21 protein-coding genes are annotated in these 21,229 nt (G+C 60.4%); 6 read left to right on the top strand and 15 right to left on the bottom strand.

Annotated elements, in window-relative coordinates; translation table 11 throughout:
* Positions 1 to 14 precede the first annotated feature (14 nt).
* The 5 genes from WGT02_RS06200 to WGT02_RS06220 form a co-directional block, all read right to left on the bottom strand.
* Positions 15 to 917 (bottom strand): metal ABC transporter solute-binding protein, Zn/Mn family, encoded by a 903-nt coding sequence (locus WGT02_RS06200; RefSeq protein WP_024314222.1) that lies wholly within the window; start codon positions 915 to 917, stop codon positions 15 to 17.
* Positions 918 to 935: 18 nt separating this feature from the next.
* Complete coding sequence (locus WGT02_RS06205) at positions 936 to 1,808, bottom strand: metal ABC transporter permease (protein ID WP_024314221.1); 873 nt, start codon at positions 1,806 to 1,808, stop codon at positions 936 to 938.
* Complete coding sequence (locus tag WGT02_RS06210; protein ID WP_024314220.1) at positions 1,805 to 2,545, bottom strand: metal ABC transporter ATP-binding protein; 741 nt, start codon at positions 2,543 to 2,545, stop codon at positions 1,805 to 1,807. The genes WGT02_RS06205 and WGT02_RS06210 overlap by 4 nt, the downstream gene beginning before the upstream one ends.
* The gene (locus WGT02_RS06215) at positions 2,542 to 2,676 is read right to left on the bottom strand and encodes a hypothetical protein (RefSeq protein ID WP_258579358.1); all 135 of its coding nucleotides are present in this window, start codon (positions 2,674 to 2,676) and stop codon (positions 2,542 to 2,544) included. Before WGT02_RS06215 ends, WGT02_RS06210 begins: the two co-directional genes overlap by 4 nt.
* 117 nt (positions 2,677 to 2,793) lie before the next feature.
* The gene (locus WGT02_RS06220; RefSeq protein ID WP_208248643.1) at positions 2,794 to 3,189 is read right to left on the bottom strand and encodes a hypothetical protein; all 396 of its coding nucleotides are present in this window, start codon (positions 3,187 to 3,189) and stop codon (positions 2,794 to 2,796) included.
* 177 nt (positions 3,190 to 3,366) lie between these two features.
* On the opposite strand from WGT02_RS06220, the gene istA reads away from it, so the two are divergent.
* Positions 3,367 to 4,851, top strand: coding sequence for an IS21 family transposase (gene istA, locus WGT02_RS06225; protein WP_208244988.1), 1,485 nt, complete (start codon positions 3,367 to 3,369; stop codon positions 4,849 to 4,851).
* On the top strand, positions 4,848 to 5,687 hold the full coding sequence (gene istB / locus WGT02_RS06230) for an IS21-like element helper ATPase IstB (RefSeq protein WP_208245483.1): 840 nt from the start codon (positions 4,848 to 4,850) through the stop codon (positions 5,685 to 5,687). Before istA ends, istB begins: the two co-directional genes overlap by 4 nt.
* 101 nt (positions 5,688 to 5,788) lie before the next feature.
* On the opposite strand, the gene WGT02_RS06235 is transcribed toward istB, so the two are convergent.
* From WGT02_RS06235 to WGT02_RS06245, 3 genes are all read right to left on the bottom strand, one after another.
* On the bottom strand, positions 5,789 to 6,778 hold the full coding sequence (locus WGT02_RS06235) for an IS4 family transposase (protein ID WP_208248640.1): 990 nt from the start codon (positions 6,776 to 6,778) through the stop codon (positions 5,789 to 5,791).
* An 86-nt stretch (positions 6,779 to 6,864) separates the two neighbouring features.
* Complete coding sequence (locus WGT02_RS06240) at positions 6,865 to 7,350, bottom strand: peroxiredoxin (RefSeq protein ID WP_024315830.1); 486 nt, start codon at positions 7,348 to 7,350, stop codon at positions 6,865 to 6,867.
* A 69-nt stretch (positions 7,351 to 7,419) separates the two neighbouring features.
* A complete protein-coding gene (locus WGT02_RS06245; protein ID WP_208248638.1) occupies positions 7,420 to 8,256 on the bottom strand; it encodes a protein-disulfide reductase DsbD domain-containing protein in 837 nt (278 codons plus the stop codon).
* Between the two features lie 140 nt (positions 8,257 to 8,396).
* Between WGT02_RS06245 and WGT02_RS06250 the strand changes: the two genes are divergently transcribed.
* Positions 8,397 to 9,002 (top strand): YqgE/AlgH family protein, encoded by a 606-nt coding sequence (locus WGT02_RS06250; protein WP_024315828.1) that lies wholly within the window; start codon positions 8,397 to 8,399, stop codon positions 9,000 to 9,002.
* A gap of 146 nt (positions 9,003 to 9,148) precedes the next feature.
* Entirely contained in the window at positions 9,149 to 10,201 is a 1,053-nt protein-coding gene (locus WGT02_RS06255; RefSeq protein ID WP_024315827.1) for a putative zinc-binding metallopeptidase, read from the top strand.
* 27 nt (positions 10,202 to 10,228) lie between these two features.
* Here WGT02_RS06255 and WGT02_RS06260 read toward each other — a convergent pair whose 3' ends face one another.
* Genes WGT02_RS06260 through thrC form a run of 4 tightly spaced genes read right to left on the bottom strand, consistent with a single transcriptional unit; the run spans position 10,229 to position 16,498 of the window.
* A complete protein-coding gene (locus tag WGT02_RS06260; RefSeq protein WP_024315826.1) occupies positions 10,229 to 13,141 on the bottom strand; it encodes a sensor domain-containing phosphodiesterase in 2,913 nt (970 codons plus the stop codon).
* Positions 13,138 to 13,752: a GNAT family N-acetyltransferase gene (locus tag WGT02_RS06265; RefSeq protein WP_024315825.1), complete on the bottom strand. Its 615-nt coding sequence runs from the start codon at positions 13,750 to 13,752 to the stop codon at positions 13,138 to 13,140. The genes WGT02_RS06260 and WGT02_RS06265 overlap by 4 nt, the downstream gene beginning before the upstream one ends.
* A 29-nt stretch (positions 13,753 to 13,781) precedes the next feature.
* Positions 13,782 to 15,080 carry a pitrilysin family protein gene (locus WGT02_RS06270; RefSeq protein ID WP_024315824.1) on the bottom strand — a complete coding sequence of 433 codons (1,299 nt, stop codon included), beginning with the start codon at positions 15,078 to 15,080 and terminating at the stop codon, positions 13,782 to 13,784.
* A gap of 26 nt (positions 15,081 to 15,106) precedes the next feature.
* On the bottom strand, positions 15,107 to 16,498 hold the full coding sequence (gene thrC / locus WGT02_RS06275; RefSeq protein ID WP_037070204.1) for a threonine synthase: 1,392 nt from the start codon (positions 16,496 to 16,498) through the stop codon (positions 15,107 to 15,109).
* A gap of 237 nt (positions 16,499 to 16,735) precedes the next feature.
* Here thrC and WGT02_RS06280 point away from each other — a divergent pair, with 237 nt between their 5' ends.
* Both WGT02_RS06280 and WGT02_RS06285 read left to right on the top strand, forming a co-directional pair.
* Positions 16,736 to 17,389, top strand: coding sequence for a hypothetical protein (locus WGT02_RS06280; RefSeq protein WP_024315822.1), 654 nt, complete (start codon positions 16,736 to 16,738; stop codon positions 17,387 to 17,389).
* A 55-nt stretch (positions 17,390 to 17,444) separates the two neighbouring features.
* Positions 17,445 to 18,365 (top strand): diacylglycerol kinase family protein, encoded by a 921-nt coding sequence (locus WGT02_RS06285; RefSeq protein ID WP_024315821.1) that lies wholly within the window; start codon positions 17,445 to 17,447, stop codon positions 18,363 to 18,365.
* Positions 18,366 to 18,619: 254 nt separating this feature from the next.
* On the opposite strand, the gene WGT02_RS06290 is transcribed toward WGT02_RS06285, so the two are convergent.
* The 3 genes from WGT02_RS06290 to WGT02_RS06300 form a co-directional block, all read right to left on the bottom strand.
* Complete coding sequence (locus tag WGT02_RS06290) at positions 18,620 to 19,489, bottom strand: MBL fold metallo-hydrolase (protein ID WP_208248635.1); 870 nt, start codon at positions 19,487 to 19,489, stop codon at positions 18,620 to 18,622.
* A gap of 209 nt (positions 19,490 to 19,698) precedes the next feature.
* Positions 19,699 to 20,388 carry an HAD family hydrolase gene (locus WGT02_RS06295; RefSeq protein WP_024315819.1) on the bottom strand — a complete coding sequence of 230 codons (690 nt, stop codon included), beginning with the start codon at positions 20,386 to 20,388 and terminating at the stop codon, positions 19,699 to 19,701.
* Positions 20,389 to 20,508: 120 nt separating this feature from the next.
* Positions 20,509 to 21,195: a helix-turn-helix transcriptional regulator gene (locus tag WGT02_RS06300; protein WP_024315818.1), complete on the bottom strand. Its 687-nt coding sequence runs from the start codon at positions 21,193 to 21,195 to the stop codon at positions 20,509 to 20,511.
* Positions 21,196 to 21,229: the final 34 nt, after the last annotated feature.

Genomic DNA, 21,229 nt, shown 5'->3' on the forward strand with positions numbered 1-21,229 from the left:
TCCGGTGTTTGCCGTCAACTGGCCTTTGCCATGGCCGCCACGAGTTGGTCGACATTATAGCGGAACATCTTTTCGTAGGTTGATGCAGGTCCTTTGGCGTCGGAAAGAGATTCGACATAGAGCTCGCCACCGGGCTCGGCGCCTGTCGCCTTGGCAATCTGCCTGACGAGGCGCGGGTCGTTGGAGTTCTCGAAGAAATACGTCTTCACGTGCTCGGCCTTGATCTGTTCGATCAGTCTTGCGATCTCGGCGGCCGAGGCTTCGCTCTCCGTCGATACGCCGATCGGCGCGAGGAACTGCACGCCGTATTCACGTCCGAAATAGCCGAAGGCGTCGTGGCTGGTCAGGACCTTGCGATGGTCCAGCGCGATCTTTCCGAGTTTCGAATGCGCGTAGGCATCGAGCGCATCGAGCTTCTTCATGTAGGTCTCGGCATTGGTTTTGAACGCAGCGGCATCGGCCGGAGCTGCCTTCGCAAGCGCTTGCTCGATGTTGGCGACCCAGACCTTGACATTGACGGGGCTGTTCCAGACATGTGGATCGGTCACGGTTTGCGCATTTTCGGCCATGGTCCGGAACTTTATCCCGTCTGAGACGACGACCGGCTTGCCCTTATAGCCTGAGGCGCTAATCAAGCGATCCATCCAGCCCTCCAGACCATCGCCGCTGACGAAAGCGATCTGTGCCGCATTGAGGTTCTTCGCGTCGCTTGGCGATGGTTCAAACTCATGGGGATCGCCGTTCGGGCCGACAAGGCTCGTGACCGTTACGTGGTCGCCACCGACTTGGTGGACCACGTCGGCGAGCACGGTGAAGGAGGCGACGACCTTCAGCGGCGCGGCGGAAGCCGACGACGTCGTCGAAAGCGCCACCAGCGCCGGGATCATCACTGAGAGAAGCAGTCTGCGGGAAATCATGCGAAGTCTCCGGGGTTGTCAGCCGTTCAGGTGCGGGCGAGGGAAATACCGCCGGGCGAGGCCCGACGGGGCGAGGAAGATCGAAAGGCCGTAGATCAGCGCCGCCGTCATGATGATCGTCGGTCCGGACGCGAGTTCGAGATGGTAGGAGGCAACAAGCCCGAGATAGCCTGCGGCAGTTGCGCTCGCAGCCGCAATCGCCATCATGGATGGGAGGTTGCGTGACCAGAGTTGTGCGATCGCCGCCGGCAGCATCATCAGGCCGACCGCCATCAGCGTCCCCAAGGCTTGGAAACTGGCGACCAGATTAAGCACGACCAGCAGCAGGAAGAGAAAGTGATAGGTCGGTCCGCGCCCGCCGATGGCCCTTAGGAAACCGGGATCGAAGCATTCCGCGACCAGCGGCCTGTAGATGATCGCGAGCACTGCCAGTGTCACCGTGCTGATGGCGCCGATCTCATAAAGGGCCGGACTGTCGATAGCGAGGATGGTGCCGAAGAGGACGTGCAACAGGTCGATATTCGAACCGCGCAACGAAACGATGAGGACGCCGAGCGCCAGCGAGGACAGGTAGAAGCTGGCGAAGCTCGCATCCTCCTGCAAGGAGGTCACGCGGCTGACCATGCCCGACAGGAGTGCAACCGAAAGCCCGGCAACGAGCCCGCCGAGCCCCATTGCCGTCAGCGAGAGCGAGCCGGCAACAAGATAGCCGATGGCGGCGCCAGGCAGCACGGCATGGCTCATCGCGTCGCCGACGAGACTCATGCGCCGCAACATCAGGAAGACCCCGATCGGACCGGAGCCAAGTCCCAGGCACAGGCAGGCGACAAGCGCGCGGCGCATGAAGCCGTAGTCGGCGAAGGGCGCGAAAAGGAGATCATAGGCCGTCATGCTGCGGGCTCGCACATGCCGGCGCTTTCGTCCCACCGCTCGGCCATGGCACGCGCTTTGCCAAGGTTGAGGGGAGACATAACGTCTGCCGTCGCGCCCCAGCCGATGGTTTCGCGCGCAAGCAGGAGCGTTTGCGGAAAATGCGCCCGGATCTGCTCGAAATCATGAAGGACGGCGAGTACCGTGCGCCCTTCGGCGTGCCAGCGTGCGACGATGTCCAGCAGATCCCGCGTCGTGCGAGCATCGATGGCCGTGAACGGCTCGTCGAGAAGAATGACGCCGGCATCCTGCAGGAGCAGTCGCGCAAATAGGACGCGCTGAAACTGGCCGGCAGAGAGAGACCCAATGCTGCGCCCCTCGAAGCCTTCCAGTCCGACCACGCCAAGCGCCTTGTGCGCCCTGTTTCGCGCCGCCGGTACGACGCATCCGAAGGCTCCAGTTTGCCGCCAGGATCCCAACAGGACCGTGTCGAGCACCGAAATCGGGAACCGGCGGTTGATATCGGCAGCCTGTGGCAGGTAGCCGAAATCGGTGCGCTTCAACTCGTGCCTGACGATCCCCGAGGTGGGACGAAGTTCACCTATGATGGCCTTCAGCAGGCTGGATTTGCCGGCTCCATTCGGGCCGGCGATCGCGATCAGGCTTCCAGCCGCAATCGTTCCGGAGACATGATGGACGGCGGGATGCCGCTCGTAGGCGACGGTCAGATCCACAAGTTCGATCGCCGCGGTGCTCATGGCAGCAGCGTCGCCCAGTGGATCGCCGCCCAGAGCGGGAGGCTGATCAACGCGACGTAGAAGACACGACGCACGGCGGAAAGCTCCATCAGCCCCGCCGGACTATGATCTCGAATCTTTGAAAAACGCATATCGCACCAAAATGTAATAACATTACAGTTATGGTATAACGACTAAGGCGAAAAAGTGGCGATGGTCAATCATCTTTGATGTGAAAACAAAAAAGCGGCCGCAGGGGCTAATGCAGTTCACTTAGGTTTGCTTACGGCTCTTATCGGGTATCTGGCAGGCAGTTTTTTGACGACACGGGGGCATGATCGCCCCCGTTTTTCTGTCAGCAGCAAGTCTGCCAATCTGTTTCTCAATCTGGTGAGGTGGGCGGGGATTTTGCCGGGTGCTTCGATCGCCATCCATCCCCATTCGTGACGCAGGTAATGCAGGGCTGTGATAAAGCTTAGTCGGGTTGGCTCGACTTGGGCTTCGGTCGCGACCTCTGCCATTTCGAGCCGCACCAGATTGTAGGCCAGCAACGCGCCCCAGACCTCCTGATAGACAGTCTCCGGCGTGCCGCTTCGCAGGGTCAGTTCGCTACCGAGAAGCTCCTGCTTGTGCGGCGCGACAATCAGGATGAGAATGCGCGTCAATCAAGATGAGAATCTGTCAGCGCTGCTGGAACGTAGGGAGGGCGTAGCCCGACCGGAGTTCCAGCAGCGCTGATGGCGAGATTTTTCGGCTCGTTTGTGTATCGCGGCCGGCCCAGTATCGAGGTGTATTCCTGAGAGGAGCACCGATTGCCGGGTCGCCATGTAAACGATCATCAAATGAGGCTTTTTATGAAGTTGCGTCAGACGCATTCGGTCACTGTTGCGGCCGCCAAATCCTCCATAAGCGTTGCCACAGCCTACCGCCTTGATAGCGATGCCAGGCTACCATCCCAAAAGAAGCCGGCCCGTGAACGGCGGCGTCCCGATCCACTCGTCGACATCTTCGACGCCGAAGTTGTGCCGATCCTGAAGTCCTCGCCAGGTATTCGATCTGTGGCCCTCTACGAGGAGATGCTGCGGCGTCATCCGGAACTCGGACAGGGAATTCGGCGGACTCTGGAGAGGCGGATCAGTGCATGGCGGTCAATACATGGCCAAGAACAGGAGGTTATCTTTCGGCAGGTTCATGAGCCAGGCAGGCTTGGACTATCCGACTTCACCGATATGGGCAGCATTGGCGTTCGCGTCGCCGCTGCGCCGCTTGATCATCTTCTTTATCACTTTCGTCTTGTCTGGTCCGGCTTTGAGCATGCGCACGTCATCTTGGGCGGAGAGAGCTTTGTCGCCCTGGCGGAAGGTTTGCAGAATGCTTTGTGGTCGGTGGGTGGGGCACCATTGAACCACCGAACGGATAGCCTCTCTGCTGCTTTCCGCAATCTCGACAACGACGCAAAGCGGGATTTGACGCAACGCTACGAGCAGCTCTGCGAGCACTACCTGATGACGCCGACGCGCAACAACAAGGGTATCGCCCATGAGAACGGCTCGATCGAAAGCTCCCATGGCCATCTCAAGAGTGCGATTAAAGACGCACTCTTGATGCGAGGTTCAAATGATTTCGACGACCTCGACAGCTATCGCAGCTTCATCGATGAGATTATCGGCCGTCGCAATGCGCTGAAGGGCAAGCGAACCGATGTGGAACGAACGCATCTGCAACGTTTGCCCGAAAGACGAACGACCGATTTCGAGGAGATCGTTCTGCGTGTCGCGCGCACCGGGGGCTTCACACTGCGTAAAGTCTTCTACACAGTTCCTTCCCGACTGATCGGACACACGCTGCGCATTCGCCTTTTCGACGATCGCCTTGATCTGTTTGTCGGCGGAACACCATTGATGACACTGCCCCGAGGGCGCGCTCACTCCAGTGGCAAGCATAGTCAGATCGTCGACTATCGGCATGTCATTCATTCGCTGCGCCGCAAACCCATGGCTCTGCTCGGCCTTGTTTATCGCGATCAGCTCTTTCCACGGCAATCGTATCGGCAGACCTTCGACCTCTTGATTGAACGGATGCCAGAGAAGCAGGCGTGTAAGTTGATGGTCGAGCTCCTCGCACTTGCGCATGACCGCGGCTGCGAGGCTGAACTCGCCGACCAACTTCAGCTCAGTCTCGACGCCGGTAAACTGCCGAACATGCAGCGCCTGAACGCACTGTTCGCTCCCGATCCGGCCGCGATACCCGGTGTCGTCGTCCAACTGGCTCCTCTTTCCAGCTACGAAGTTCTGCTCGCATCGAACGAGATGGGAGATGCAGCATGAAGAATAGCAGCTCCGTCGACGCCGCACGCCTTTCCCTGCTGCTCAATGAACTCCGCCTGCCAGCGATCAAAGTTCTGTGGCCGCAATTTGCTGAACAGGCCGACAAGGAAGGCTGGCCAGCAGCGCGCTTCCTTGCGGCCATCGCCGAGCACGAGCTCTCGGAACGAGACCGGCGCAGGATTGAACGTCATCTCGCTGAGGCAAGACTGCCGCCCGGCAAGACCATTGACAGCTTCGACTTCGATGCCGTGCCAATGATCTCGAAAGCCCAGGTCATGGCGATCACCGCTGGCGACGCATGGATCGCTAAGGGCGCTAATGTCCTGATGTTCGGCCCACCAGGCGGAGGCAAGAGTCATTTGGCGGCCGCCATCGGGCTGGCACTTGTCGAAAATGGTTGGCGGGTTCTCTTCACGCGCACGACGGAACTTGTTCAAAAGCTTCAGGTCGCTCGCCGCGAACTTCAACTGGAATCCGCGATCAACAAGCTCGAAAGATTCGATCTGCTCATTCTCGATGATCTTGCTTACGTCACCAAGGATCAGGCCGAAACAAGCGTTCTGTTTGAACTGATCTCCGCGCGATACGAGCGTAAATCCATGCTGATTACGGCAAACCAGCCGTTTGGAGAATGGAACCGTGTATTCCCGGATCCGGCGATGACGCTCGCCGCGGTGGACCGGCTTGTTCATCACGCAACGATCTTCGAGATGAACGTCGAAAGTTACAGGCGTCGCTCTGCCATGGAGGCAAAACGCCAACGTGGAAGACCGTCCTCCTACGCGACAATCAACAACACAAACGAGATTGTCGCGGAGCGTCAATCAGACCAATGAATGACGCTTGCGAGCGTCAATCAAACAGATAAACTCACCCAGCCAGCGACACACGGGATTCTCATCCAGATTGTCGCGCGCCTCTCATCCAGATCGCCGCGCTATACCTGCTTGAGTTCGCGATAACTTGTCTCGATGCGCCATCGCTCTTCATACTGATGGACGATTTCGCTTGCCGGATAAGTTTGTCTGTCCATCAGCGATGTCAACAATATGCGCTTTTTGCCATGGCTGGTGGTCGTCTCGATGGCCCTGACCTCCCAGAAGGCCGGCAAGTCCGGTTCTGCCTGCCGCGCCTGGGGCGAGACCTTCATGCGCACCCGATAATCGGTGGGGTGCGGATCCAGTCGTTCCCATGTGCTGTTGGCTTTGGCCGGAATCAGCCAGTGACGCTCATGTCCCTTCGTCTGCAATTGCAAGAGAAGGCTGGCACTGAAGAAGCCCTTGTCGAAGACCGTCAGCGAATGGTCCGGAACCCGGTCGAGCAGGCTTTTGGCATAGAGCATCTCGTTTGTGCCATAGGCTCCGAACACCGCATCACGCACCAGATGCGTCGCCAGCGCCGTCAGCGTCAGCAGCCGCAATTGCGGATAGCTTGCGACAACGCCAGACGCGTAGGCCTGCGCTCCAAAATGCGCCCGGTTCTCCGGGCTGTCGGACGTCCGCAGCGTGCTGCCGTCCACGGCATAACGACAAAGACCCCGCCAGGCACGCCCGGATTGGTGGCGTTCATCCCAGCATGATGCACTCATTGCAAACAACTGCGCCAACGGTGCCTGACCCAAGCGCTGCCGTGCCTGTGTCAACGCGCTCTTGGCAATATCCGCGTTGACCTCATCGGGCAAAACCAGATCAAGATGGGCCACCACCTCCGGGATCGACTGATGACGATAAAGGGCCAACGCAATCACCAGCCAGACGACCTGCTCGGCTGGCAGCTTGCGCTTGCGGATGCTCGCCTTGCCTGTCGTGGCGAGAGCCTGAGCGATCCAGTCCGGGTCGATCGCCTGCGAAAGAGCCGATAATTCGGCCGAATGTCCAAGGGTGCGTGACATCACAAACAAAAACAGGATGGGAAAACGAATCCCCATCCTGAACCATCAAACTTGCCCGCAGCTCACTAAGTGAACTGCATTAGGCCGCAGGGGCCGCTTTCTGATGATCGAGATGCGAAGGCTTACAGTTGCCCTAGCATGGTCGCGGCGCCGGAAACGGTGGCCTGACCGGGGCTCTCTTCGATGTTCAGCGATTTCACGACGCCGTCCTCGACCAGCATGGAGTAGCGCCTCGATCGGACGCCAAGGCCGCCTGCCGAAAGATCGGTGTCGAGACCGAGGGCTTTGGTAAACCCTGCATCCCAATCGGCAAGGAAGTGGATCTTGCCCATGCCGCCGGAGGACTGAGCCCAGGCCCCCATCACGTGCCAATCGTTGACGGCGACGACGGCGATGTCATCGACGCCTCTGGAAAGAATGGTATCGCGGTTCTCCAGATAACCCGGCAGGTGGTTCAGCGAGCAGGTGGGCGTAAACGCGCCAGGGACCGCAAAGAGGACGACGCGCTTGCCCTTGAAGAGTTGCTCCGTGGTGATCTCGACCGGGCCATCCGCCGTCTTTTCCTTGAAGGTGGCCGTAGGAAGCTTGTCGCCGATTGCGATGGTCATGGACGTCTCCTTGTCATGTCTATTCAGGCGGCGCAAATACCGCGATTTGGGCGCGACTATAGAACGCGATCACTCAAAGGCAAGCGGTGCCTCGATGGCGCGCGTGCCATCGATGATGAGTGCGCTCCATGTCTTTCCATGGACATCGTATCCCTTGGGAAGCTTGCCAATGGAAAGCGTTGTCGCGAAGCTTTTGCCGTCGCGGTGGGTGGCCATCTGCCTGGTGAAGACGTGCCCGCTCGGGCCCGCCACAATCACCTCAGGTGCGCTCTCACCGCTCTCCGGCAGGGTAATGTTGAGGGAGAGTTCCTTCATGTCGGTCGACAGCTCGTGGTGGTCGACTTTGAATTCGGAAGAGGCGGCTTCCGGCAAGGTAGAATCGGCGTCCCTGAGAATTGCCTCCTCGGCCGGGCGCGATTGCGCCGATGGCTCAAGGGTCAGCGACAACTCGGCTTGAAAGGGGATACAGATTTCCTTGCAGATGCCGATGAAGGCATTTGCCTTGAGCTCGCGGACAGCGGGGTTTTTCGCCGTCAGCTGCAGCGGGAACGTCACCGACGCGTCGTAGGCGACCTCGTCGACCTTTCCGTCGACGATATGTTTCGGGATCGGGTAGCTGATCCTGTCAAGGGAAACACCCTCGGATAACAAGGTGACCTGCGGCGGAATGCCGCTGTTCCCGGGCTCGTGCCAATAGGTGATCCAGCCTGGCTTAGGCTCGATCTGCAGTCCGGCGCGTATCGTCCCGCTGTCGTCGGGCGGAAGCGCGATCAGCCGCATCCGGCCGCCTTCATTGTCGGCCCAAGCGCTCGTCTCCGCCCGCGCCGGCTGGGAAAGCTGCAGCATGGCCACGAGCAGGCACGAGGCGGGCCAGAGTTGGCGAACGGCGAGTGAAATAGTCTCCATGGATCAACCGTTTATTGAAAATCCCCATGCTCGGCTAGAACTCACCATCGTTTAAGTTTTCATTTTCAGTTGATTGATCTGTGACATTGGCTCATGCTCATCGTGTCGGGGCCTCGTGCGGTCTGGCAGCAGGAGGAATAATGTCCTTAGCAACCCTGAAAAACAGACGCGAACGTGGCTTCTTCGATGGCCAGTTCCTCATTGCCATGCCGGCCATGGAGGATCGCAACTTCGCCCGCACGGTAATCTACATCTGCGCCCATTCTGATGCCGGCGCGATGGGGTTTGTGATAAACCGCCCCCAGAATCTGACCTTTACCGATGTTCTCCTGCATCTCGATATGATCAAAGATGAGGAGGCGATCGTACTTCCCGCTCATGCGCGCGACTGCCCAATCCAGACCGGCGGGCCGGTGGAGAGCGGCCGCGGCTTCGTGCTGCACTCCGACGACTATCTCTGCGATTCCAGCATTCCGGTCAGCGACGATATCTGCATGACGGCGACGCTCGACATCATCCGGGCGATCTCCAAGGGCAAGGGACCGAAGCGGGCCACCATGCTGCTCGGCTATGCCGGCTGGGGCGCCGGCCAGCTGGAGGCCGAAGTCGGAAACAATGGCTGGCTTACATGCCCGGCGAACGAGGAACTGATCTTTGATCGCGGCCTCGACGACAAGTACGAGCGCGCGCTGGCCACCATGGGCATCAATGCTGCCATGCTTTCGGCCGATGCAGGCCACGCATAATCCGCGGAACGATCTGCAAAGAGCGCATTTGCTCCTGGCGCCGGGGCAGCAAGCCTGAGCTTTGAGCGCCGCCTGACGGCAGTCGAACACGCCCGCTGCGTTCCGCCTCGCGGGCTTTTTCGATGATGATATAGGCGAGGGGCGCGATGAGACTGTTTGCCTGCGACAACTGCGATCAGGTCGTGCATTTCGACAACCGTCAATGCGTCCGATGTCATCATCGGCTCGGCTTCCTGCCGAATGACCTTACCATGCATGCGGTGGAGCCGCTGGACGGTGATGTGTGGCAGCTAGCAGGCCGCCCGGATCGATCCGTCCGCTTTTGCGCCAATGCGGGGCTCGATATCTGCAATTGGCTGATCGGTGAGGGGGATGACGGCGATTTCTGCGTCGCCTGCCGCCACAATCGACTGGTACCGAACACCAACACACAGGACGGTGTGGACCGTTGGCGAAACATCAGCCAGGCACAGAGGCACTTGTTCTATTCCCTCCTGCGGCTGAAGCTTCCGCATCCGGATCGGCGGCAGGATCCAGAGGGCGGCCTGGTGTTCGATTTCCTCGAGGACACCGTGCAGAGCGACGGCAACGTCGTTGCCGCGATGACGGGCCACGAAGAAGGCGTGGTTGCGATCCGTGCGGCGGAAGCCGATGGCGTCACCCGCGAACTGGCGCGCACGTCGATGAACGAGCCCTATCGTACGCTGCTCGGTCACTTCCGTCATGAAGCCGGACACTTTATCTGGAACAAGCGGGTTCGCGACCGCAATGCCCTCGACGACTTCCGCACAATCTTCGGCGACGAGCGACAGGACTACGCCACCGCGCTGCAGAACCACTATGCAAACGGCGCGCCGCTCGGGTGGCAGGAAAACTTCATCAGCGCCTATGCGGCAGCACATCCCTGGGAGGATTTCGCCGAGTGTTTCGCCCACTATCTCCATATTGTCGACACTCTGGAGGCGGCGCGCGCATTTGGGATTGCGATCGATCCCCGAGGACATGAGGAGATGGCGGCGGAGGTGGACTTCAAGCCGTATCGGGCGCGCAGCGCCGAGCAGCTTGTCAGCGCCTGGATCCCGCTGAGCGTGGCGATCAACGCCATCCAGCGCAGCATGGGGCAGCCGGATTCCTATCCGTTCGTCCTGTCACCGCCTGTGGTGGCCAAGCTTGAATACGTGCATCAACTCGTCCAGTAACGCGACAGCAGAGCTGCCGCGACCGGCTTACGCGCGTTTCGTCAGCGGGAACCGCTCCTTCAGCAAGCGCAATACGGATTCCGATGCCATGGGCGGCCCGAAAAGATAGCTCTGCCCAAAGGTACAACCCATCTTGGCGAGCTCGATCGCATCCTCGTTCGACTCGATCCCCTCGGCAACGACCTTCATATCAAGTTCGCGCGCCATGGCGATCACGGAGCGAAGCACGGTCGCCTTCTTGTCACTGGCGTCGCGCACCATCGTCTTGTCGAGCTTGATCGTGTCGAACGGGAAGCGCGTCAGATAGGCGAGGGAGGAATAGCCGGTTCCGAAATCGTCGAGAGCAAGGCCGAGACCCATTTCCCTCAGCTTCTCGAGTACAAGGCGTGCCTGCTCCGGGTTCTCCATGACCATGGATTCCGTGAGCTCGAGCTTCAGACGCGAAGGATCGCAATGGGTCTTCGCCAGCACCGACCGCACGTCGTCGTAGAGCTCGTTGTTCAGCAACTGCGCACTGGAGAGATTGATCGAGACGAAGATCGGCAGCTCGCCGGTCTGGTTTTCCCAGCCCATCAGGTCGTTCGTCGCCTGCTCCAGAGCAAAGATCCCAAGCATGTCGATGATATCTGATGTCTCCGCAATCGGAATGAACTCCGAAGGCGGGATGCTGCCGCGCTTCGGATGCTCCCATCGCATAAGGGCTTCGAAGCCGGCGATCTCCACGTCCTCCAGCCCGGCGATCGGCTGGTAAACCATCGACAGTTCCTTGCGCTCGATGGCGCGGCGCAGATCGGATTCGAGCTGCAGCCTGTCGGCGCCGAAATCGCGGAAGGCTGGTTGGAACGGCTCGACGCGATTGCCGCCGGCGCGCTTGGCGCGGTACATCGCGAGCTCCGCGTCGCTGAGCATGCCAGCGGCGCTTTCCTGTTGATCAACGAAGGAGGCAAGCCCGATCGATGCCGTCAGAATGATCTCGCGATTGGCGAAGTTGATCGGCACCATGATCGCCTTGCTGATTGCATCGGCGAAGTCGGCAACCTTGGTCGGATCACGCTCGGAAGTCAGGATGAGGCCGAACTGGTCACCGGAGAGACGGGCGAGCGTATCCTGCGGCTTGAGCAGACGACGCAGGCGGCGCGTGAGCGCTATCAGGATATTGTCGCCAGCGGCGATCCCGAGCGTGTCGTTCACCAGCTTGTAGCGGTCGATATCGATCACCATCACGGTCGGGCGCAGCGTCTCGCCGCCGGGCGCCAGCGCAAGCACGGACTGCAAGCGATCGAGGAACAGCTGGCGGTTCGGCAGGCCGGTCAGGTTGTCGTGCAGCGCGTCGTGCAGCAGCCGCTCGACGGAATTCTTCTGTTCGGTGACGTCGACGATCGTGCCGACGCAGCGGATGATCTCGCCGTTGGAGCCAAGCACCGGCCGGGCGCGGATGAGAAGCCAATGGAAATGACCATCTTCCGCGCGGATACGGAATTCGTGGTTCAGCCGCCCGCGGCGATGTTCGAGCAGGACGTCGAGCGTCGCCCGGAAGCGATCGCGATCGTCGGGATGGAGCCGCGGCAGCCAGTTGCGGGCGGCGCCATGCATCGCGCCGGCCGGAAGGCCGAGCTTGACGGAAACATCCGGGATCGTGACGACGCGGTCGCGCGCCACATCCCAATCCCACACCATGTCTCCCGATCCCGTCAGAGCCAGCGATTGACGCTCCAGATCGGAAAAAAGACCCTGCTGGAACGCGCCGCCGGCAAAGGCGTGCTGCATGACGGTAAAGCCGATCAGCAAGACGATGAGAACGAGGCCGCCGCCGAGAGCCGGCTGGATGATGTCGTTGTCGAGCCGGCCGGTGATCGTCAGCCAGGCTCCGAAGATCCAGACGAGGATCAGCGCCCAGGCAGGCACCAGCAGGATAGCGCGGTCATAGCGGTTGAGGCCGAGATAGACGATCAACAGAAGGCCCATCGTCGCGGTCAGCGCAAACGACAGGCGTGCGATGCCGGCGGCGATTGCCGGGTCGTAGATCGCGACGCCGAAGAGCAGCGCCAGGCCGAGCACCCAGGCAAGCGTCAGGTAACCGAGATGCGTGTGCCAGCGGTTGAGGTTGAGGTAGGTAAACAGGAAGATGACGAAGCTGGAGGCGAGGGCGACTTCCGCACAGGCACGCCATATTCGCTGGTCGGTCGAAGCAATGCTGATCAGCTTGCCGAGAAAGCCGAAGTCGACGCAGATATAGCCAAGCACCGCCCAGGCGAGCGCGGCCGTTGCCGGAAGCATCGATGTGCCCTTGACCACGAAAAGGATCGTCAGGAACACCGCAAGCAGGCCGGCAATGCCGAGCACGATGCCGCGGTAGAGCGTGAAGGCGTTGATTGTGTCCTTGTAGGCGTCGGGTTCCCACAGATATATCTGCGGCAGCTCCGGCGTCGTCAGTTCGGCAACGAAGGTGATCACCGCACCGGGGTTGAGCGTGATGCGGAACACGTCGGCCTCGTCGCTCGGCTGCCGGTCGAGTGCGAAGCCTTCACTCGGCGTGATGGCGATGATGCGTTGCGAGCCCAGGTCCGGCCAGAACAGCTTCGAATTCACGAGACGGAAGTGGGGCGCTACGATCACGCGCTCAAGCTGCTCGTCGGAAACGTTGGCGAGCGCGAAGACGGCCCAGTCGCCCTGATGGTTGTCGGAGCTGGCACGTACCTCAATACGGCGGCGGATACCATCGGCAGCGGCAGCAGTGGAGACCTGAAAGGCTTCCCCCTGATTGGCGTAAATTTCCGTCGTGGCAGTCAGATCGAGTGCGGTATCGTCGCGGGAGATCTTGACCGGTTCGGCTGCCTGAACATGACCTGCCGCTAGCATGAATGCCGACAGCAAGAGAGCTGCGATCACCGCGATCAATCGTCCGGCCGGTGATGAGAGCAGCATGCGGTTGTTAGTCATCGGCTGTCGGTTATCCTGCCTTTATCCGTGTCGGTGGCGAGCAATGAGAACATCATATGGTCGTGCCACTGACCGTTGATTTTCAAGTATCCGCGCAGATAGCCTTCCCGCTGAAACCCGGCTTTTTCAAGCAGGCGTATGCTCCGAGCATTGTCTGGAATACAGGCTGCTTCGATACGGTGCAACTCAAGCCCTGCGAAGATGTAGGGTATAACCAATTGAAGTGCGGCGAACATATGGCCCTGGCCGGCGTATGCCTCGCCCATCCAGTAGCCGATCATACAGCTTTGTGCTGCGCCACGGCGGATGTAGCCGATCGTGATGCCGCCGAGCAGCGTCGCGTTCTGCTTGTGAAACAGGAAAAGCGGAATGGCCTGGCCGGAGGCGTATTCCTGCTTGCCGCGGATGACGCGGGCGCGGTAGGCGCCCTCCGTCAACTCATCGCGGCGCCATGTCGGTTCCCACGGTTCCAGAAACTGCCGGCTGGCCGCCCGCAGCTTGTGCCACTGGTTGAAATCCTGGTAGCGCGGCAGTCGCAGCACATAGTGCTCGTTCTCGAGCTCTACTGAATCCGGCTGCCGCGACAGGAACCGAAAAACCGATTTTGGCATCGATCACTCCCGGCAGGATGGATGTCAGATCAGACGAGGGCCTGTTTGCTCTGAGGAGCGGGCGAGGAAAGAGACGCGGCGATGTCTTCCATCGGCGCCAGATGTTCGAGCGGGCCGATGGCAGAGAGCGTCGGCACGGTATCGAAGAACAGGCGTCCTGCAAGATCCGTCAAGCGTTCGACCGTGATACCTTCCAACCGTTCCATCATCTCCGGGTTGGAAATAGGGCGGCCGTAGAGCATCATTTGCCTTGCGATCTGGCCGGCGCGGGCAGCCGGGCTTTCCTGGCCCATCAGCAGCTGGGCGCGGATCTGGGCGCGGGCGCGTTCGATTTCCTTCTGCTCGATGGTCGCTGCCGACTTGTGCAGCTCGTCAATGATAACGGGCACCAGTTCCGGCAGGTTCTCGCCACCGGTGGCGGCATGGATGCCGAAGATGCCGGTATCGGAAAAGCCCCAGTGGAAGGCATAGATGGAGTAGCAGAGGCCGCGGATCTCCCGCACTTCCTGGAACAGGCGGGACGACATGCCCCCGCCGAGGATGTTGGCGAGAATCTGCGAACAGTAGAAGTCGCGGGCGTGATAGGCCTTGCCTTCGAAGCCGAGCAAAATCTGCGCATCCATCAGGTCGCGCGTCTCGCGGATATTGCCGCCGATATATTTTGCCGGCTCCATGACGGGCGTTGCCGATGGAGAGGTCGGAAGGCTGGCGAAGCGTTCCTCGACCATGCGGACGAATTCGTCATGCTGGACGGCCCCGGTCGCGACGACGAACATCCGGTCGGTCGTGTAGTTGCGGCTGAGATAGCCGCGAATCTGCTGTGGCGTGAACGATACCACCGTCTGCGGCGTGCCGAGGATCGCCCGGCCGAGTGTCTGGTCGCGATAGGCGGTCTCGGAAAACTTGTCGAAAACCACGTCGTCAGGCGTGTCGTTCGCGGCGTTGATTTCCTGCAGGATGACCTGCTTTTCGCGCTCGAGTTCTTCCTCCTCGAAGGCCGATTCCGTCAGGATATCAGCAAGGATGTCGACCGCGAGCGGCACGTGGTCCTTGAGGACGCGGGCATAGTAGGAGGTCGTTTCCGTGGAGGTCGCGGCATTGACCTCGCCGCCGACATCCTCGATCTCTTCGGCGATTTCACGTGCGCTGCGGCGTGCAGTGCCCTTGAAGGCCATATGCTCGAGCAGGTGGGCGATGCCATGCTCGTCTGTCGTCTCATTGCGCGATCCTGATTTGATCCAAACACCCAGCGCAACGCTTTCCAGATGCGGCATGGTCTGTGTGACTACTGTCAGCCCGGATTTGAGCCGGGTGCACTCAACTGTCATTGGCTATCTTTCTGCGCCTGCGTTCCTTAGGCCCGAGCATGCTCGCCGATGAAGGTCTCAATGGCTTTGAGCTCAGGCTTCACAATCTGAAAGCGCTCCTCCTTGTGCATCAGATCAGCAAGCCACGTCGGAAGCGCGGGGTCAATACCGGAGGCCGATTTTACGGCGGCGGGGAATTTCGCCGGGTGTGCGGTGGCAAGGGTCACCATCGGCGTGTTCGGCTTCTCGTGCTTTGCTGCAACGAAGGTGCCGATCGCCGAATGCGGATCGAGAAGATAGCCCGTTTCGGCGTAGGTTTTCTTGATCGTCTGGGCGACCTGCTTCTCGCTGGCGCGGCCGGCGCGGAAGTCCTTCTTGATAAAGGCTAGCGCGTCCTTTCCAATTTCGAAGCCGCTGGACTGCTTCAGGCTGTCCATCGCTGCGCGAACCTTCGAGGCGTCGCGATCATAGGCTTCGAACAGCAGCCGCTCGAAGTTCGAGGAGATCTGGATGTCCATCGATGGCGAGGTCGTGGCCTTAACGGCCTTCATCTCGTAGCGGCCGGTTTTCAGCGTGCGGTCGAGGATATCGTTCTCGTTGGTGGCGACCACCAGCTTGCCGATTGGCAGGCCCATGCGCCTCGCGCAGTAACCGGCAAAGATGTCGCCGAAATTGCCGGTCGGTACGGTAAACGAGATCTTGCGATCCGGCCCGCCGAGCGCGATTGCCGTTGTGAAGTAGTAGACGATCTGGGCCATGATGCGGGCCCAGTTGATCGAGTTGACGCCGGAGAGCTTGACGCGGTCGCGGAACGGCGCGTCGTTGAACATCGCTTTGACGAGGTTCTGGCAGTCGTCGAAATTGCCTTCGACGGCAAGCGCGTGAACATTGGAGGCGGTGGAGGTCGTCATCTGGCGCTGCTGCACCGGCGAGACCTTGCCGTGCGGGAAGAGGATGAAAATGTCGGTGCGTTCGCGGCCGGCAAAGGCGTCGATCGCAGCTCCTCCCGTGTCGCCCGAGGTGGCGCCGACGATGGTCGCGCGCTGGCCGCGCTGTTCCAGCGCGTAGTCCATCAAGCGGGCGAGCAGCTGCATGGCGACATCCTTGAACGCCAGCGTCGTGCCATGGAAGAGCTCCATGATGAAGCTGTTCGGGCCGGTCTGCACGAGCGGGGCGATCGCCGGGTGGCGGAAAGTGCCGTAGGCCTCATCGATCATCGCGCGGAAGGTTTCGTCCGGAATTTCACCGTTGGTGAAGGGCGACAGGACCGCAAAGGCGACCTCCTGATAGCTCTTGCCGCGAAGCGCACGGATTTCCTTTTTCGAGAAATGCGGCCACTTGCGCGGTACATAGAGGCCGCCATCGCGCGCCAGACCCGCCAGCAATGCATCGCAGAAACCGAGGGAAGGGGCTTCGCCGCGGGTCGAGATATAATCCACTGTCGTTATCCTTGATGTGCCGGCCGGAGAAAGTCCGGGTTGGAGGGAAAGTAGGCCTCGCGCCGCATCTCGCTTGCTCTGCCGGCCGTCGCCTGCGATCCGGAAATGTGCATCAAAACGGTTCTTACCCAATCGATTTTTGTTTGCGCCGCTGATATAGACCATCGCAAACTGTCACGAAAGGCCTGCCATCAAGTGATTGGGCCTGCCAAAAAACTTTGTGGAGAGGGTGGAATAATCGTGCTTGGCAAGGTCTCGCGTCTCATCGTTTCGGCTTCGTTTGCGACAATGCTCGCCGGCTGCAATTCACTCGGCGTCGGCGGTGGCTCAGACAGCGCAACGGCACCAGCCCAGCCGAATGGCAATGGGCAGATCATGCCGCTGGCACCGGCCAATCCGTCGTCCAACAATCCTTCGATCGGTACCGCCACGACTGCGTCGGGCACAACTGCCCCCGTCGTCCAGGGTGCGTGCCCGCAGATGTTCATGAAGGACAGTGATGCGATCTTCCGCACCTATGCGGGCGGCGCCAAGACCGGCGATGCGCAGAAACTCGCCTACCAGGCATCGATCGGCGACTACACGCGCCAGTGCAGCCTGAACGATACGAACCTGACGATGACCGTGGTAGCGCAGCTTCGCGTTCTCGCCGGTCCGAGCGGTGGTTCGTCCGGCAAGATCACACTCCCGGTTCGCATCACGGTCTACGACGGTGAGGACGCGCTCTACTCGGAGGTGACGAATTTCCCGGTCGAGGTCGGCTCAGGAGCCTCGCAGGCCTTGTTCCGCAAGGACGGCATCAAGCTGCCGGTCGGTTCCGGCGCGCTGGTTCGTGTGAACATTGGCTTCGACCAGGGGCCGGTGCCGACGAGCAAGAAAAAGAAGACCTGAGGAACGCCCGTGTTTCCGCATCGCCATGCTGGCCGGCGCGGGGAGAGCAGATCGCTTGAAAATCGGTATCGTATTGAATCCGGCGTCGGGCCGTCGCGGGAAGAGGTTGTTCTGGTCGGCGCTGCGGCGCGCCATCGAGGCGAGATTCACCGATCTTAGCCTGCGTGAAACCAAGGGTTTCGGCGATGCCGAACGCTTCGGGCGCGAGCTGGCGGATGACGGGGCCGATCTGGTGATCGCCGTCGGTGGCGACGGGACGATCGGCGAGGTCGCCGGCGGCATTCTGAAGTCGCATCGGCCGGCCACGGCTTTCTCTTTCATCGCCACTGGCACCGGATGTGATTTCGCCCGCAATTTTCCGATGTCGCGCGATCCTGCCAAGATTGCCCATGAGCTGATCTCTCCTTGCGTTCGGCAGATCGATGCCGGATTGCTCACCTGCGACGATGAGGACGGCGATACGGTCGCGCGCCACTTCGCCAACATCGCGAGCTTTGGCGTGTCCGGTCATATCGTGCGTGCCGTCAATGCGGCGCGCAGGGGCAGACGCCTGACGGGACCGACAGTTTTTTTCTTCCACAGCCTGCTGCAGATCCTGCGCTACAAGCCTCCCAATATCCGCCTTCGGCTCGATGAAGAGAATATTTACGAGGGTCCGATCACGGCGGTCGCCGTTGCCAATGGCGCCTGGTTCGGTGGCGGCATGATGGTGGCTCCCGACGCGGATGTCGCCGATGGCCTGTTTGACGTGGTCATCATCCGCGGTGCGGGCAGGCTGAAGGTGCTGTCGCTGATGAACAGCATCTACAGTGGCGGCCACCTCAAGAGCCCGCTTGTCAGCATCCATCGCGCCAGGCTCGTTGAGGCTTGGCCGATTGGCAAGGCCGCGGTCCCGATCGACAGCGACGGCGAGGCGCCCGGGCAGCTCCCGGCGCGTTTCGAGATTTTGTCGGGCGCCCTCAGCTTGAAAGTGTAGTCTTTGCGGAGGAATTTGTGACCGGCCTCGAAAACCGCCGCCTGGTCAAGCTGGGCGCCGGCGCACACTCCCCGCAGGAAGATCACCCGAGGGATCGGCAGGGCCGTGGCTCAGTGAATGACCGAACACGGCTTATGCAACAGCGCAGATCTGCGGGAAAGCAAAGGTTCGGAGCCAGATCCACGATGCCCCCTGTGGAATTGCGCGTGAGCCAGCGAAAAGCCGCTCGTTGCAGCAGGCCGCGAGCGGCTATCTTATGCGAAGTTCAACCCTTCTATGCGTGCCTGAACCGTCGCGCCGAGGTTGTTTTCGTGGCATTTCTCATAGAATTCCACCACGTGCTGTGCCATGTCGGCCGGGATTGCGACGAAATCCTGAAGCCGAAGGCCAGTTGATTTACCTAGCTCGGGATTCGCTAACTGTGCCTCGCTTAAATTTGCGACGCAGCCGGCCAATGCTTTGAAGTATAACAAGTTGTCGTTCACTGTCGAAGGAGAGAGCGTCCTTCCATGGGCAGGGATGACGAATTCTGCGTCCAAGTCGCGTATTCGTTTGAGGGATGAGCAGATCAGCCGAAGATCACGCGCATTTCTGCCCCAGACCTCCGGGATGGGGTGCTCCACGGCGTCAACGGCCAAGCACACGCGGATTTCAGGAATCCATACCGCAATATGGTCAGGCGTATGAATCAATTCGAGCGTGAGATCGCCGCCATGAAGGACCGTTGAACCTGAAAAGGTAATGTCTGGACCTATGAGTTCGACGTTTCGAAATCGCGAATCCTCACGTGTCTTATCTTTCAGAGCTTGAAGAGAAGACGGATCACTCAACCGTTCACGCGCTGCAGCGTGGGCCACAACAAGGGCTTTCCCTGCAATCGCGGCGTTACCCCAGAAGTGATCCCAGTCCATGTGGGAGTTCACGACGACCAAGGGACGTGCGCGCACTTCCTCACCAAGTAGGTCCAGCGCCATCCGGCACTGCTCAGGCGTTCCGAGAGTGTCGATCAGGACGTTCAATCTCTCGGTGCGTACGAACATGGCATCAACTTCGTCTCCTGCCCTGACAACGGTGATCCGATCGTCGAGTTCGGGAAGAGAGCACAATTCCACGGAAACGTTCATGCGAGACAGCCCCACTGGACGGAGATTGTTGCTTCGATATCTGAATAGGTCCGCTTCGTCGCAGAGAGCAGACGTTCCGCTGCGACGGCGCAATTTATCGCAGTTCCCGCCGAAAAGGGGGCGCAGAGCTTCGACTTCTGGTACCGGCTGGGAACTAGCTTCGAATAGGGCTGGGCGCGAGCGCCGCCTGCGCTCGAGAGCAAGCTGAGTTACAAAACGCCTTCCCACTCGGCGAGTGCGGCGACGACGCCGGGCAGATCGCTCATGCGGGAAATCACCGTTTCAGCACCGGCATCGGTCAGTTTGTCGGCATGGGCGGGATAGGTGTGCGAGGCGCCGGTAAAGCCGATGACGCGCATGCCCGCAGCCCGCGCGGCGTGGATGCCATGAACGGAATCTTCGACGACAACGGCGCGATCAGGCGAAACGCCCATCTGCTTGGCGCCGTGCAGGAAGATATCCGGCTTCGGCTTCACGCGATCGGGCCCGAGGTCCTTCGCCGAGAAGATGTGGGGCGCAAAGAGGGGCTTCAAGCCCACCTTGCCGAGCATCATGTCGAGCCGCGCGCTGCCGGAGTTCGAGCAGATGCAACGCTTCAGCTTCAGTCGCGAAATCGCGGTTTCGGCGCCTGATATCGCCTGCACTTCTTGCTCCAGACGGAGATCGAGCAACGTCTCGGACTTATCAAGCAGGGAGGCCGGAATCGGAATGCTGGCCTCGCGCTCGACCTGGAAGAGAATGTTCTGCCAAGTCATGCCCGCGAAGCGCTCGCCCATTTCCTCGACGCTGATCGGGTAGCCCGCTTCGGTGAGAAGCTTGGATTCCACATCCGCAGCGATGATTTCCGAATCGACCAGAACGCCGTCGCAGTCGAAGATGATGAGGTCGAAGCCGTCCATTTACTCGCGCCTTGTTTGGGATGATGCCCCTTTACACGATGCCTGGGCGAAGCTCAACCGATAGCAGGGCATGGCTGGATTGCGCGCCGCGGGCGGCTTGGATCTTGCGGTCGTTCGCAGCTATTTGGTGGCGGGAAACAGGGCAAGAAACTGTCGTTCGCCTTCCGGGGAAAATATGACGGAGCGGCTTTCCGCGGTGCGACGGGCCCAACCCGTCTCCAGGAAATTGGAAAGCAGCGCCTTGCCGAGGCTGCCGGCCAGATGCGCCCGTCGCTCGCTCCAGTCCAGGCAAGAGCGGCAGAGCGGTCGGCGCGACGACTTCAGGGCGTGCACATCTATGCCGATGCGCTTCAGTTCGCTTTCGCCGTTCTCCGTTAATGCAAGGCCTTCGCCGATCGCATCGATCGCGCCCCGGGCAATCAGGCTGTCCAGCATCCGCACGCCGTAATCGCCGGCGAGGTGATCGTAGCAGATGCGGGCTTTGCGCAAGGCCGGCTCCTTCGGCCCTGGCTTGTGGCGCAGATGGCCGCGCCCTGCCGCAAAGCCCATGATGCTTTCCAGGAATTTGCCGACGCTGTCATCTGCCAAGGTGAAATAGCGATGGCGGCCCTGCTTGCGTTGCGCGAGGAGATTGCCTGCCTCGAGCTTGGCGAGGTGCGTGCTTGCCGTCTGCACAGTAATGCCGCCCACCGCTGCGAGCTCTGTCGCCGTCAACGCCTTGCCGCCCATTAGCGCGGTCAGCATGTTGGCACGGGCGGGGTCGCCGATCAGCGCACCGATCTGGGCTATGTCAGGTCCTTCATTCATACTTCGATCTTAACCGAAGCATCGTCGTCCGGCA

Origin of the sequence: Rhizobium sp. T1470 (genome assembly GCF_042140505.1) — a bacterium.
GTDB lineage: Bacteria > Pseudomonadota > Alphaproteobacteria > Rhizobiales > Rhizobiaceae > Rhizobium > Rhizobium favelukesii.